The organism is Acetobacter tropicalis (assembly GCF_030644465.1).
Lineage (GTDB): Bacteria > Pseudomonadota > Alphaproteobacteria > Acetobacterales > Acetobacteraceae > Acetobacter > Acetobacter tropicalis.
Genome location: NZ_JAUYUW010000001.1, coordinates 3,041,996 through 3,055,930 on the forward strand (window position 1 = coordinate 3,041,996; position 13,935 = coordinate 3,055,930).

Annotated in this window: 10 protein-coding genes; 7 read left to right on the top strand and 3 right to left on the bottom strand. The window is 56.1% G+C overall.

The window, feature by feature from the left end; genetic code table 11:
• Nucleotide 1: 1 nt before the first annotated feature.
• From QWU00_RS13780 to QWU00_RS13810, 7 genes are all read left to right on the top strand, one after another.
• On the top strand, nucleotides 2-1,111 hold the full coding sequence (locus QWU00_RS13780; RefSeq protein WP_035381092.1) for a two-component system sensor histidine kinase NtrB: 1,110 nt from the start codon (nucleotides 2-4) through the stop codon (nucleotides 1,109-1,111).
• A gap of 65 nt (nucleotides 1,112-1,176) precedes the next feature.
• Nucleotides 1,177-2,616, top strand: a complete 1,440-nt coding sequence (gene ntrC, locus QWU00_RS13785) for a nitrogen regulation protein NR(I) (protein ID WP_035381001.1) — start codon at nucleotides 1,177-1,179, stop codon at nucleotides 2,614-2,616.
• Nucleotides 2,617-2,625: 9 nt separating this feature from the next.
• The gene (locus QWU00_RS13790) at nucleotides 2,626-4,890 is read left to right on the top strand and encodes a sensor histidine kinase NtrY-like (protein WP_035380999.1); all 2,265 of its coding nucleotides are present in this window, start codon (nucleotides 2,626-2,628) and stop codon (nucleotides 4,888-4,890) included.
• Nucleotides 4,880-6,271: a nitrogen assimilation response regulator NtrX gene (ntrX, locus tag QWU00_RS13795; RefSeq protein ID WP_006559673.1), complete on the top strand. Its 1,392-nt coding sequence runs from the start codon at nucleotides 4,880-4,882 to the stop codon at nucleotides 6,269-6,271. Before QWU00_RS13790 ends, ntrX begins: the two co-directional genes overlap by 11 nt.
• Before the next feature lie 67 nt (nucleotides 6,272-6,338).
• Nucleotides 6,339-6,623, top strand: a complete 285-nt coding sequence (gene hfq / locus QWU00_RS13800; RefSeq protein WP_006559672.1) for an RNA chaperone Hfq — start codon at nucleotides 6,339-6,341, stop codon at nucleotides 6,621-6,623.
• The gene (hflX, locus tag QWU00_RS13805; protein ID WP_035380997.1) at nucleotides 6,604-7,920 is read left to right on the top strand and encodes a GTPase HflX; all 1,317 of its coding nucleotides are present in this window, start codon (nucleotides 6,604-6,606) and stop codon (nucleotides 7,918-7,920) included. The genes hfq and hflX overlap by 20 nt, the downstream gene beginning before the upstream one ends.
• A 559-nt stretch (nucleotides 7,921-8,479) precedes the next feature.
• Nucleotides 8,480-9,385 carry a ketopantoate reductase family protein gene (locus tag QWU00_RS13810; protein ID WP_035380996.1) on the top strand — a complete coding sequence of 302 codons (906 nt, stop codon included), beginning with the start codon at nucleotides 8,480-8,482 and terminating at the stop codon, nucleotides 9,383-9,385.
• Nucleotides 9,386-9,661: 276 nt separating this feature from the next.
• Here QWU00_RS13810 and QWU00_RS13815 read toward each other — a convergent pair whose 3' ends face one another.
• The 3 genes from QWU00_RS13815 to QWU00_RS13825 form a co-directional block, all read right to left on the bottom strand.
• Nucleotides 9,662-10,294, bottom strand: a complete 633-nt coding sequence (locus QWU00_RS13815; protein ID WP_035380994.1) for an NUDIX hydrolase — start codon at nucleotides 10,292-10,294, stop codon at nucleotides 9,662-9,664.
• A 129-nt stretch (nucleotides 10,295-10,423) separates the two neighbouring features.
• On the bottom strand, nucleotides 10,424-13,030 hold the full coding sequence (gene clpB / locus QWU00_RS13820) for an ATP-dependent chaperone ClpB (RefSeq protein WP_035380992.1): 2,607 nt from the start codon (nucleotides 13,028-13,030) through the stop codon (nucleotides 10,424-10,426).
• Between the two features lie 273 nt (nucleotides 13,031-13,303).
• Nucleotides 13,304-13,927: a TetR/AcrR family transcriptional regulator gene (locus QWU00_RS13825; RefSeq protein WP_052051411.1), complete on the bottom strand. Its 624-nt coding sequence runs from the start codon at nucleotides 13,925-13,927 to the stop codon at nucleotides 13,304-13,306.
• Nucleotides 13,928-13,935: the final 8 nt, after the last annotated feature.

A 13,935-nucleotide genomic window follows, 5' to 3' on the forward strand; every position in this document is an offset into this window, starting at 1 on the left:
CATGAAACCCGGCGCTCTTTCGGCAACAGAAAGGTCAGACCCCGGCGTTCTTCTGGATAGTCTGCCTGTGCCAGTGCTGGAACTTGGCCCGGATGATGGCATTCGTTTTGCCAATTCAGCGGCGGAAGAGTTTTTTGCCATGTCCCGGCATCAGTTGTGTCAGGGCGCCTTGCAGGATCTGGTTCCTTCTGATCACCCGCTTTTTCTGTTGGTGCAGCATCTCCGGCGTGAAGGTGGAAGTGTAACCGAGCATGAATTGGCCTTCAGCAGTCCGCGCTTCCATCGGGAAGGGGTGACGGTGCAGGGGGCGGATGTTCCTGATTGCCCCGGTTCTATTTTGCTGACGGTGTATGACTCCTCCACGGCCCGCACGCTCGACCGGCAGATGGCGTTTCGGTCTGCGGCGCGTAGTGTGTCAGGCATGGCGGCCATGCTGGCGCATGAAGTGCGTAATCCCCTTTCAGGCATAAAAGGGGCGGCGCAAATTCTGGAAAATGCGGTTTCCGATCAGGATCGGGAACTGGCTACCCTGATCTGTGATGAAGTGGACCGCATTGATGCGCTGGTTGAGCGGATGGGGATGTTTGGAGAAGCGCCAACCGAATATCGTTCCCTCAATATCCATCGTATTCTTGAGCATGTGAAACTGCTGGCAAATCAGGGGTTTGCGGCCGGTATTCGTATTGTGGAGCGGTATGATCCCTCCCTGCCACATGTGTGGGGTGACCGCGACCAACTTGTGCAGGTGCTCATCAATCTGGTGAAAAACGCTGCCGAAGCCATTCGGGAAACGGGCAAGCCGGGCGAGATTACGCTGATGACAAGCTATCGCCCCGGTATTCGCATGGCCGTGCCGGGCACCACGCAATGGCGGCATTTGCCATTGGTGGTCACTGTGCGCGATACCGGACCGGGCATCTCCGAGACTATTCGTCCCCATCTGTTTGAGCCGTTTCTGAGTACCAAAATGAGCGGAAGCGGCTTGGGGCTGGCGCTTGTGGGCAAGATCATGGATGACCACGGCGGCGTGATCGAAGTGGAAAGCCGTCCTGGCCGAACGGAAATAAGCCTGTATCTGCCTGTTGTGTCTGAAGACCACGTAATCGCCTGAACGGGGCCTTTTCCCGGCTTCCCGAGTTAACTGATTTCAACGTTGCTGAATGTGACCCTCCCGCCATGACGCCTCTGCCCACTATTCTTGTTGCTGATGATGACCGCTCCATTCGTACCGTCTTGGGGCAGGCTTTGGGCCGGGCCGGGTATCAGGTGCAGTCCACCCCCAATGCAGCCACGTTGTGGCAATGGGTGGAGGAAGGCGAGGGAGATCTGGTGATCACGGATGTGGTCATGCCGGATGGTAGCGGTCTGGATCTCATCCCGCGTATCCGGCAGGCCCGGCCTGATTTGCGCATTATTGTCATGAGTGCGCAGTCCAACCTGATGACTGCGGTGAAGGCTACTCAGCGGGGAGCTTTTGAATATCTGGCAAAGCCGTTTGACCTGAAAGAACTTCTCAGCGTTGTGGGGCGTGCCTTGGCTGCCCCTGCGCAGGAAGCAGACAAACCTGCGGTAAGCGCCAGCCCGGAAGAGCGCCTGCCATTGATTGGTCAGTCCGTGGTGATGCAGAGCATTTATCGCAGCATTGCCCGACTGACCACGTCTGATCTGACCGTAATGATCAGCGGGGAAAGTGGCACGGGTAAGGAACTGGTGGCTCGCGCCCTGCATGAATACGGGCGCAGACGTGGGGGAGCATTTATTGCCGTCAATATGGCAGCTATCCCGCGGGACCAGATTGAAAGCGAACTGTTCGGGCAGGAACGGACAGCAGGCGGACGCAGTCCCGGTCGGTTTGAGCAAGCTGCTGGCGGCACCCTGTTTCTGGACGAAATTGGCGATATGCCGCCGGAAGCCCAGACACGTTTGTTGCGCGTGTTGCAGGATGGTGAGTTCACAACCGTGGGGGGGCGCGCGCCTATTCGGGCCGATGTGCGGATTATTGCTGCAACGCACCGTGATCTGCGGCAGGCCATTCGCGCCGGAACGTTCCGTGAGGATCTTTACTACCGTCTGAACGTGGTGCCGGTGCGTCTGCCGCCGCTGCGGGAACGGTTGGAGGATATTCCGCTGCTGGCCCGTCATTTTCTGGTGCAATGCCGGGATGCAGGCGGTCCCTCCAAAGTGTTGGATGAGTCCGCTATCGAGCGTTTGCAGTCCTGGCGCTGGCCCGGCAACGTGCGGGAACTGGAAAACCTCATCCGCCGTATTGTGGCCCTTTATCCCCAGGAAACAATCGGCAGTGATCTGATTGATGCGGAACTTGCCGAACCTCTGGCAAACGAAGCTCTGGTGGAAAAACCGGCCGTGGAGGAACCTCTGACGGATGCGGTTTCCCGCCATATCCTGCGCTATCTTGTCGCGGGGCGGGAGGGGATGCCTCTGAACGATCTGTACTCCCGCGTGATTACGGAAGTGGAGCGCCCCCTTATTCAGATGACGTTAGCTGAAACGCGCGGCAATCAGATCAAGGCTGCTTCCATGCTGGGCCTGAACCGCAATACGCTGCGTAAAAAGATACGCGAACTGGAAATTCCGGTTGTGCGCGGCGTGGTCTGACGCTGGCGCATGAAGCATTTTCTCTCCGTGCTGAAGGCGCTACTCTCCCGCACCCGGCTACATTGGCTTCTGCGGTCTCTGGAGCGGAAGAGTGTGGCGCTGACATTGGCCGCACTGGCTCTCTGTCTGGGTTTTGCAACCTTTGTGGCCCTTTCTGGCGGAATGTCTTTTGGGCATTACGCCATCATAGAGCCGCTCATTCTGCTGGTGAACAGCCTTGTGCTGGGCTTGCTGGTACTGGCGTTGGTAATGCGCGTTGGCCCTATGTTGGCAGAACACCGCAAAGGGTTGGCGGGAGCACGCCTGCATGTGCGGCTGGTCACCCTTTTTGGTATTGTGGCGGTGGCCCCCACGCTGGTTGTAGGCGTGTTTGCCACATTGTTTTTTCACTACGGTATTCAGATCTGGTTTGCAGACCGGGTCAATACGGCGCTCACAGAAGCTCTTGAGGCATCCCGCGGCTATCTGACAGAACATAACGCCAATATCCGGACAGATGCGTTTTCAATGGCCAACTATATTACCAGTGCGGAAAACGAACTGGCGGCCAGCGGCATGAATCTGTTGCAGGACCCGGATGCGCTGGGCCAGATGCTGGATAGTCAGGCGACAATGCGTGGGCTGACTGAAGCCTTGGTGTATGATCCCATCACCAACAAGGTGGTGGCAGCGGGTGGATTAATGAGCCGTACCGGCTATATGCAGGACCTCCCACCGCCGGCTGCTACGCTTATGGCGCGCACCAATGATGTGGCTATTCTGGATTCACCCGATGAGCGGCGCGTGCGGGCCGTTGTGGAACTCTCCCAGACTCCGGCGCTGATGCTGGTGATTACCCGGTTGGTGGACCCCACCATTCTGGAGCACATGCACCGTACTGAAAAAGTGGTGGCGGATTACAAGCGCCTGAATGACAACAAGGCGAAAATCCAGCTTACCTTCATCATGATTTTCGCGCTGGTGGCGTTGCTGGTGCTGGCTGCGGCGGCGCTGATCGGGCTGGCGCTGGCTAACCAGATTGCCAAGCCGCTGGGGCTTTTGATTCTGGCGGCACGCCGTATCAGTGAGGGCGATCTGGGTGTACATGTGCCTGAAGCCAACCGGGATGATGAAGTCACCAGCCTGTCCCGCGCCTTCAACCGCATGACGGAGCAGCTTGCCAGCCAGCGTTCAGAACTGATGGCGGCCTACGGACAGATTAATGAACGCCGCCGGTTTACGGAGGCGGTTCTGTCGGGTGTGTCCGCCGGTGTGATCGGGCTGGATGTAGAGCAGCGGATTGAACTGCCCAACCGTGCGGCCTGCCTGTTGCTCCAGACAGACCTGATGGATGCCATTGGGGAGCCTCTTTCCGTGCGCGTGCCGGATTTTGCAGATATTCTGATGGAAGCGCGCCATGCCCCGGATCAGGTCATTACGCGGGAAGTGCAGACAGGCCCGATAGCCAATCGCCGTATGTTGCTGGTACGTGTAGGCGCAGAGTTGCGAGGTACGGTGACAGAAGGCTACGTGATCACGTTTGACGACATTACAGCCCTGCAGCTTGCGCAGCGCAAGGCGGCCTGGGCTGATGTGGCCCGTCGTATTGCTCATGAAATCAAGAATCCGCTCACTCCTATTCAGCTTGCGGCAGAACGGTTGAAGCGCCGCTTCCTGAGAGAGATTACGTCCGACCCTGAAACATTTGCCCAGTGTGCGGACACCATTGTGCGGCAGGTGGGCGATATCGGGCGGATGGTGGATGAATTTTCCGCCTTTGCGCGGATGCCTCAGCCTGTGATGACACAGGAAGATCTGTCCCGGATTGTGCGCGAAGTTCTGGTGCTGCAACGCAATGCCCACCCTGAGATCACCTACCATGTCAGGCTACCAGACAGGGGACCGATTGTCCGGTGTGACCGACGTTTGATCAGTCAGGCGTTAATCAACCTGTTACAGAATGCGGCAGATGCCATTGCCATGACGGCAAAACAGGGTGATGCTGAAGAACATGGCGTAAACGTGGCAGGCGCGATATGGATTGGTCTGCAAGAGGAGCAGGACGAGGTTGAAATTTCAGTTGCGGATAATGGCGTGGGGCTGCCTTCAGATGACAGGCATCGCCTGACGGAACCCTATGTGACACACAAGGCCAAAGGCACCGGACTGGGGCTGGCCATTGTGAAAAAAATCATGGAAGACCATGGGGGTGCAGTGCGTCTGGAAGACAGGGCGGAGGAAACAGGAACTGTGGCTATTCTGATGTTGCCGATGAAGGACGACCATGGCTCATGAAATCCTGATTGTTGATGATGAGCCTGATATTCGGATGCTCATTGAGGGCATCCTTGAAGATGAGGGATACGAAACGCGGGTTGCCGGGAATTCCGATGCGGCAATAGCGGCGTTTCGTGCACGCAGGCCGTCTCTGGTTGTGCTGGATGTGTGGTTACAGGGCTCCAAGCTGGATGGGCTTGGTATCCTTAATGTCCTGCACGCGGAAGAACCTTCCGTGCCGGTGATCATGATCTCCGGGCACGGCACGATTGAAACAGCCGTGGCGGCGTTACAGCACGGCGCTTATGACTTCATTGAAAAGCCGTTTCAGGCGGACCGGCTGCTGGTTGTGGTGCGGCGAGCGCTTGAAGCGTCCCGGCTGGCCAAGGAAAATGAAGAACTGAGGCTGCGTGCCGGGCAGGACACGGAACTGTTTGGTAACAGCGCCCTGATTTCAGCCGTGCGTGGGCAGATTGAACGGGTAGCCCCCACAGGTTCCCGCGTGTTGATTACGGGTGGCCCCGGTTCCGGCAAGGAAGTGGCTGCGCGGATGATTCATGCGCGCTCACGCCGGGCTGATGGTCCTTTTGTAGCCCTGAACTGCGCGATTCTGGCTCCCGGCCGATTTGAGGAAGAACTGTTCGGGCTGGAAGGTGCGCCAGATGGCACAGGCCGCCGCACCGGGGTTCTGGAACGCGCCCATGGCGGCACGCTGGTGCTGGATGAAGTGGCGGATATGCCGCTTGAGACACAGGGCAAGATTGTCCGTGCCTTGCAGGATCAGACGTTTGAGCGTCTGGGCGGTTCTACGCGTGTAAAGGTCGATGTGCGTGTTCTGGCGACCACAAACCGGGATTTACAGGCCGAAATCATGGCGGGGCGCTTCCGTGAGGACCTGTATTACCGGCTGGCGGTTGTGCCCCTGAGCGTGCCGGGCCTGCGGGAGCGGCGGGATGATATTCCGGGCCTTGCGGAACTGTTTCTGCGGCGGGCCGCTGAAATGGCCGGGTTGCCCAAACGGGAACTCTCGGCCGATGCCATAGCCGCCCTTCAGGCATATGACTGGCCCGGTAACGCGCGTGAACTGCGGAACCTGATGGAACGGGTGTTGATCATGCTGCCGGGCAATACGGTGGAGCCCATTCGGGCGGACATGTTGCCCTCCACCATCGGGGAGGGTGCGCCAGCCCTGCTGAAGTTTGATGCCGCGGCGGATGTCATGAGCCTTCCGCTACGTGAAGCGCGAGATATGTTTGAAACCCAGTACCTTCAGGCGCAGTTATTACGTTTTGGCGGCAATATCAGCCGTACGGCCATATTTGTTGGCATGGAACGCAGCGCATTGCATCGCAAACTGAAACAGCTTGGTGTAACATCTGAAGAACGAGGGGCGGGCTAGGGCGATTGCAGCGTACACTGCACGCGGGTTCCGACTTTAACAAAAAACGAGAATAGGGCCTCACACTGTGGAAAAGGAAACCGGGTATAACGTGCAAGATGCGTTCTTGAGCCAGATTCGTCGCTCACGTGCGTCTGTTACGGTATTTTTGGTCAATGGCGTCAAATTACAGGGCAACATTACGTGGTTTGACGAGACGACCGTTCTGCTAAAGCGGGACGAGCATACCCAGCTCATTTACAAGCATGCCATCAGCACGGTCATGCCTTCCATACCAGTCAATATATTTGAAACCCCGGCGTCTGGCGCGTCGGCAGACAGAGAAGCAACTCTTGGCGACGACTTTATCTGATACAAAACCCTCCGCCACGCGCGGCGCCGTTATCCTGCCGTGGGAAAAATCCTCCCATGATCAGGATATCCGGGCGGCAGAAGCCCGGCTTGAAGAAGCTGTGGGCCTTGCAGCCTCCATCGGTCTGGTCATTGTCCGGCAGGCAGTGCTGCTGGTACGGGCCAAACGGTCTGCCACCCTGTTGGGAAGCGGGCAGGTCGACTCGCTCAAGGTCGCCGTCAAAGCGGACAAGATTGATGTGCTGGTGGTGGATGCCCGGCTTACCCCCGGCCAGCAGCGAAATCTGGAAACGGAATTTGGCTGCAAGGTGATCGACCGGACGGGCCTTATTCTTGATATTTTCGGGGCGCGCGCTGCCACCAAGGAAGGCACGCTTCAGGTTGAACTGGCGCATCTGGAATATCAGCGCTCGCGCCTGGTGCGGCTGTGGACTCACCTTGAACGTCAGCGCGGGGGCTTCGGCTTTCTTGGCGGCCCCGGTGAAACGCAGATCGAAGCTGACCGCCGGATGATTGGTGACCGCATTGTGCGGTTGAAAAAGGAGCTGGAGCAGGTTCGGCGTACCCGTGGCTTGCACCGGCAGGCCCGTAAGCGTGTGCCTTTCCCGGTTGTTGCTCTTGTGGGCTATACCAACGCAGGCAAATCGACCCTGTTCAATGCCCTGACCGGGGCCACGGTGTATGCCAAGGATCAGCTTTTTGCCACGCTGGACCCTACCATGCGGGCCATTACGCTGCCGTCTGGGCGTCGTATCATCCTTTCCGACACTGTGGGCTTTATCAGTGATCTGCCAACCGAACTGATTGCGGCCTTCCGTGCCACGCTGGAAGAAGTGGCGGAGGCAGATATTATTCTGCATGTGCGCGATATTGCTCACCCGGATAGTGCTGCCCAGAAAAAAGACGTGTTTGGCGTGCTGGATGGCATGGCGCGGGATGACATGATTGAGTCTGACTGGGCCAGTCGCATGATTGAAGTCATGAACAAGGCCGATCTTCTGGGCGGGCCCGATGCCGTGCCCCAGACAGAAGATACCGTTGCTATTTCCGCCATTACAGGGGATGGCCTGCCTGCTTTGATGGACGTAATCGATCGGCGCATTACCTCTTCCATGGAGACAGTGCGGTATCGGCTTCCACTTTCTGATGGGGCTGCTTCAGCATGGCTCTATCAGCATGGTGAAGTGACGGACCGGCAGGATGATGACGCTTTCACAACCATTACGGTGCGATTATTGACAGAAGACCGTGCCCGGTTTGAAAGCCTTTTCAAACATGCTGAACCACTGATTGCCTGATTTTTCCCTCAAGGTACGACAATAGGAATACAGCCAGTTCCTATAGGAGCTGGCTGTTTTTTTGTTCTAGGCTCTCTATAACGTCTGCCTGATGTCCGAGCGTGGAACCGCCGGATGAGAGATCAGTTCATCCGAAGGGGGCATGTACAACCAACATCAAGGTCTCCCATGCAAGGGAAGATGGTTATGACGCTAGCAAAAAAGCATTGAGCGCACGCAGCACATTGCCGTCGATATGGATAGCCGACTGATTCTGGTCAGGCTGACCACTGCCGATTATTTTTCGGAGCGTGCAGGGTGACTGATAATTTGGGATGCCATCCGTAAATGTTGGCCGCCAAAAGTTTCATGCCGCGCCGAAATACTCATCTGTGAATTTCCAAAAGGGTTCTTAGGCAAAGAGGGTTTGCCCTTGAACAGAGAAGGCCTCTTGCCTCAATGTTTTTGGTATTCACACAAAAGCAAAGAGGAGGGCTGTTTTCATGGGGAATGGCAAGCTTGCCTCTTGTAAAATGGGTGTAAGGTTTTTCTGAAAACTTGACAGCAAGGGAGAGAAGCGATGCGCATTGCAGTCATAGGGGCAGGGGCAGTTGGCTGTTACGTGGGTGGCCTGCTGGCCCTTGCTGGGCATGATGTTACGTTACTGGGTCGTGCCGTGCATGTTGATGCAATTCAGGCGCATGGGCTGTCGCTGGATATGCCTGATGGTACAAGGCGAATTGACGTAAAGGCTATAACCAGAGCGGCTGATCTTTCTCCTGCAGATGTTGTGCTGGTGTGTGTCAAATCAGCAGATACGGAAGAGGCCGGGCGTGAACTTGCCCCGGCTTTGCAGGAGGGAACCGTTATTCTCAGCCTTCAGAATGGTGTTGATAATGCTGAAAAGCTGAGCGCTGTTACCGGGCGTTTGGTTATCCCCGCAGTAGTGTATGTGGCGGTGGATATGACGGGGCCGGGCCATGTGGGGTACCATGGAGGAGGCCGGTTGTTGATTGGAACCACTCCGCAAAGTGAGGAGATTGCTTCTGTATTTACGCAGGCTGGGGTGCCGACCATTGTGTCGGGTCATGTCATGGATGCGTTATGGACCAAGCTGACAATAAACTGTGCTTATAACGCCCTTTCTGCGGTAGCGCAGATTTCCTATGCCTCTATGCTCACAGTGGAAGGTGTGACCGGAGTCATGGCGCAGGTTGTGCAGGAATGTCAGGATGTGGCGGCTGCATGCCAAGTCTGGCTACCCGAAACACTACTTGCGCAGGTGCTGGATATTGCAAAGCTCATGCCAGATCAGAAGTCCTCCACTGCCCAGGATCTCAAACGAGGCAAACCTACAGAAATTGATTTTCTGAATGGCTATGTTGTTCGCAAAGGCGCGGAGTTTGGTATTGCTACTCCTGTCAATCAAGCCTTGCAGGTGATGGTCAAACTGGCAGAAAAAAGCCGCAGTGTTGCCAAGCCGTGAGCCGTAAAAAGAAGAATAAGCACGCTCAATTTTTAGGGTGGTGGAAAAAAGTTCTCTGCTTTATGCGCCCGTATCCCGATGCGGGCTGGTGCACTTTCCCTGAAGAGAAGATCATCCTTTTTAGATAATGACTTCTGAAATAATGGTGCCTCCTACCTGACAAAATAAACGAACTGCTCGCCGTTGGGTGGGGTTTTGCCTCTTAACAGCAGGTGTATAGCCTTACATAAGCAGGGTTGGCGTTAAGGCTTGTGGGAGTCTGACATTCCTCTGTAATCAGTCAAACTCTGTGGGCAAGCTTGGGTCCGCGCGGTGCGCAAACAGGCGTTCAATCTGGTGCGGTAATATGCGGCCTGTAGAAAGATCTTGTGGAATCTGATCTTTTGCAAAGAAGCGGACTTCACTGGTCTCAACGCTGGTTGTGGCTTCTCCGCCTGTAATTTGGCCCAGAAAGAAAAGCTTGGTTACGGAAAATCCTTCTGGCGGCTGGTGGTCTTGGGTTGAGCGGTCAAGCACCATAGCCAGTTTTGTTATGTGCACGGTGTATCCCGTTTCTTCCCACACTTCCTTGGCGGCACATTGGCTTGCGGTCAGGTTCACATCTGTCCAGCCGCCCGGCACGGTCCACCGGTTTTTATCCAGCACTTCACGCACCATCAGAATGCGGCCCTCAGCGTCAAACACACCAACACGTACTTCCAGCTTGGGGGTAGCGTATCCATCCTGCTGGCTGAACAGGGTGAGAAGCGTATCTTCCAATTCTGCACTGCCTGCCGTCATCATGCGGGCAGATAAAGCCCGCAGCATTTCATAGCGTTCTTTGTCAAAGGGATCTGTGGCGTATGTCAGCCCGGTTTGAGAAATGGCCTGAATTTCACGTGCCCAGACAAGCCATGCGGGTTCTGACATTCTTCTCTCCTTAAAACAGGTTAGTGGTGCATTCATCGTGTAAGGCAAGGATACGGCACCTGCGCGCTACAAACAAAAACGGGAAGGCCGAGGCCCTCCCGTTTCACTAGCCATATGTGGCTGATCTTATCAGGCCATAACGGCTGCGGCTTCCTGACCGTTGATCAGCAACCCATCTCCGTTAGCCGAGATGGTGATGGTTTCACCATCATGGATGGTGCCTTGCAGCAGCAGTTCAGCCAGCGGGTTCTGCAGGCTGCGCTGTATAACCCGTTTGAGCGGACGAGCACCGTAAACCGGATCATACCCTTCATTGGCGAGCCATGCGTGGGCCAGTTCATCCAGCTTGAGCGTAATCTTGCGATCATCCAGCAGTTTCTGAAGACGACCGATCTGGATATCGACAATTTTCGTCATGTCCGCTTTCTGCAAGCGCGAGAACAGGATGATTTCATCAAGCCGGTTCAGGAATTCCGGGCGGAAGTGCTCACGCACCACCTTCATGACCTGTGCCTGCACCATATCCGTAGATTCACCATCTGGCTGATGGGCCAGAACATCCGAACCAAGGTTACTGGTCAGCACAATAATGGTGTTACGGAAGTCCACTGTCCGACCCTGACCATCCGTCAGGCGACCATCATCAAGAACCTGAAGCAGAATGTTGAAAACGTCCTCATGGGCTTTTTCAACTTCGTCAAACAGGATGACCTGATACGGCCGCCGCCGCACAGCTTCTGTCAGCACGCCGCCTTCTTCATACCCCACATAGCCCGGAGGGGCACCAATCAGACGGGCTACGGCGTGTTTTTCCATGAATTCACTCATGTCCACACGCAGCAGCGCTTTTTCATCATCAAACAGGAAGCGGGCCAGCGCTTTGGTCAGCTCGGTTTTCCCGACACCCGTTGGGCCGAGGAACAGGAAGGAGCCAATCGGTCGATTGGGGTCCTGCAAGCCTGCACGGGCACGGCGCACCGCGTTGGAAACAGCCTTGAGGGCGGGTTCCTGACCAACCACGGATTTCCGCAGCTCATCTTCCATACGGAGCAGTTTGGCGCGTTCGCCTTCCAGCATGCGGTCAACCGGCACACCCGTCCAGCGGGAGACAACTGAGGCCACACCCTGATCTGTCACGGCTTCAGATACAAGATCGGTCTTGCCGGCTTCAGACTGGGTTTCCTGCGCCTGCGCAATCTGGGCCTGAAGGTTGGGAATAACGCCATACATCAGCTCGGATGCTTTGCCGAGATCGCCTTTACGTTGCGCGACTTCCACTTCAGAACGCGCCTGATCAAGCTGTTCCTGAAGTTTCTGCACAGCGTTCACACGGTCTTTTTCCGCATGCCAGGATGCGCTCATGGCATCGGATTTTTCTTCAAGGTCGGCCAGTTCCGCTTCCACGGCTTCCAGGCGGTCCTTGCTGGCGCTGTCATCTTCCTTGCGCAGAGCTTCCCGCTCAATCTTGAGCTGGATGATACGCCGATCAAGTTCGTCCAGTTCTTCCGGCTTGCTGTCAATCTGCATGCGCAGGCGGCTGGCCGCCTCGTCAATCAGGTCGATAGCTTTATCCGGCAGGAAACGGTCTGTGATGTAGCGGTTGGAAAGCGTTGCCGCTGCCACCAGTGCGCCATCCGTAATACGGACCCCGTGATGGAGTTCATATTTTTCCTTGATGCCACGCAGAATGGAGATGGTGTCCGCAACCGAAGGCTCACCCACAAATACAGGCTGGAACCGGCGGGCAAGTGCCGCATCCTTTTCAATGTATTTGCGATATTCATCCAGCGTGGTCGCGCCAATGCAGTGCAGGGTGCCACGGGCCAGTTCCGGCTTGATGAGGTTGGAGGCATCCATGGCGCCATCCGTCCGGCCAGCGCCCACCAGCGTATGCATTTCATCAATAAAGAGAATGATCTGCCCCTCGGCGGATTCAATCTCTTTCAGCACGGCTTTCAGGCGTTCTTCAAACTCACCGCGGTATTTGGCACCTGCTACCAGAGCGCCCATGTCGAGTGAGAGCAGTTTCTTGTTTTTCAGGGCTTCCGGAACGTCACCGTTCACAATGCGCTGGGCAAGCCCTTCCACAATGGCCGTTTTACCCACACCGGGTTCACCAATCAGCACGGGGTTGTTCTTGCTGCGGCGGGCCAGAACCTGAATGGCACGACGAATTTCTTCATCACGACCAATAACAGGGTCCAGTTTGCCTGCCTGAGCAACTTCCGTCACATCGCGGGCATATTTTTTCAAGGCATCAAAATTGGCTTCAGCGTTTTCGCTGGTCACGGTGCGTCCTTTACGGATGGCGGCAACGGCTTTTTCCAAAGCATCAGGCGTTGCGCCGTTTTCTTTTAAGGCACGGCCTGCTGGCGTGTCAGACTGGGCAATACCAATCAGCAGACGGTCCTGTGCAACAAAGGAATCCCCTGCTTTCTGGGCGGCCTGTTCGGCTCCATCCAGCAGGCGCACAAGGTCAGGTGTGGCCTGAGGCTGGCCTGCACCGCCGCCCTGTACCTTGGGCAGCTTGGCCAAAGCCTGTTCCGTTGCGGCCTTTACCGCTTCCGGCTTGCCACCTGCCGCGCGGATAAGAGAGGAGGCAGCGCCTTCCTCATCATCCAGCATGGCTTTCAGCAGATGTTCGGGTGTGAGCTGCTGGTTGAAGTCACGAATGCAGATGGTTTGCGCAGCCTGCAGAAAACCCCGTGACCGTTCTGTAAATTTTGCGATATCCATAGTTCCCTCGTGTCCCTTTCTCTTAGGCGACTGAAGGCCGTATCACCGCCCCATTCTGGCAACGGCAACATGGTCTTTTCTCGCTAACAAAGATTGGAACGCTCGTTGCAACAATCAAGAGGGAAGTGGGCAGGTCTGACCAGAAGAAAATGAGGGCAAAGGCATGTCCTATACCCTGCGCGCTTCTGCTTCCGGCCTATTCTGCGGGCCGGAAGTGACTGAGATCATAGAAAAAAAATTCCGACACGCTTGATAGTCAGAAAATCAGGCGTGTTACTGGCCGGGCTCTCCAAACAGGGTGCCGACAATATGTGCGATATCTGTTTTGCCGGGCTGTAACCCCTCCGGATTGACCTGAGCCAGAAGCATTATTCCCTCTACACATGCCAGCAGAAATGTGGCGCGGGCGGCGTCATTTTCCGGGCTTTCCTCCGGGTTGGAGACAAGGCGGCTGTTTATCCATGTGGTCCAGGACCGCACGACCGTTCGGGCGATGTCATCATACGGTTTCACGCCACGTGCGCCGTGGGCAATGACATCTGTCCATATCTGCATGAAAGGCGCAATGGCGGGATCAGACACCATGGGCATAACGCGGGAGAGAAACTGGGTAGCCGTTACACGTGGCCCGGTGCTCTGCGCTGCAAGGATGGTGGTCAGCCGGTTATTGACTTCGTCCAGAACTGTACGGACCAGAAGATCTTTGGTCTTGAAATAATACAGCAGCATTCGGTCGCTTGTGTCCATCCGTGCGGCCAACGCCCGCAAGGAGAGATTATTGAGCCCTTCTGCCAACACGATATCCGCCATCTGCATGATCATCTGTTGCTTGCGCAGCGTGGGGTCCGTGTCTGACTGATGGCTTGGCGAGGTGGGAGAGGAGGATGTCTTGTGCATCGGAATCT

What these genes read in the sequence shown, in the direction of transcription:
- clpB (WP_035380992.1), bottom strand. Translation starts at nt 13,030, where the DNA reads ATGGATATCGCAAAATTTACAGAACGGTCACGGGGTTTTCTGCAGGCT.
- QWU00_RS13815 (WP_035380994.1), bottom strand. Translation starts at nt 10,294, where the DNA reads ATGTCAGAACCCGCATGGCTTGTCTGGGCACGTGAAATTCAGGCCATT.
- QWU00_RS13780 (WP_035381092.1), top strand. Translation starts at nt 2, where the DNA reads ATGAAACCCGGCGCTCTTTCGGCAACAGAAAGGTCAGACCCCGGCGTT.
- QWU00_RS13790 (WP_035380999.1), top strand. Translation starts at nt 2,626, where the DNA reads ATGAAGCATTTTCTCTCCGTGCTGAAGGCGCTACTCTCCCGCACCCGG.
- QWU00_RS13825 (WP_052051411.1), bottom strand. Translation starts at nt 13,927, where the DNA reads ATGCACAAGACATCCTCCTCTCCCACCTCGCCAAGCCATCAGTCAGAC.
- QWU00_RS13810 (WP_035380996.1), top strand. Translation starts at nt 8,480, where the DNA reads ATGCGCATTGCAGTCATAGGGGCAGGGGCAGTTGGCTGTTACGTGGGT.
- ntrC (WP_035381001.1), top strand. Translation starts at nt 1,177, where the DNA reads ATGACGCCTCTGCCCACTATTCTTGTTGCTGATGATGACCGCTCCATT.
- ntrX (WP_006559673.1), top strand. Translation starts at nt 4,880, where the DNA reads ATGGCTCATGAAATCCTGATTGTTGATGATGAGCCTGATATTCGGATG.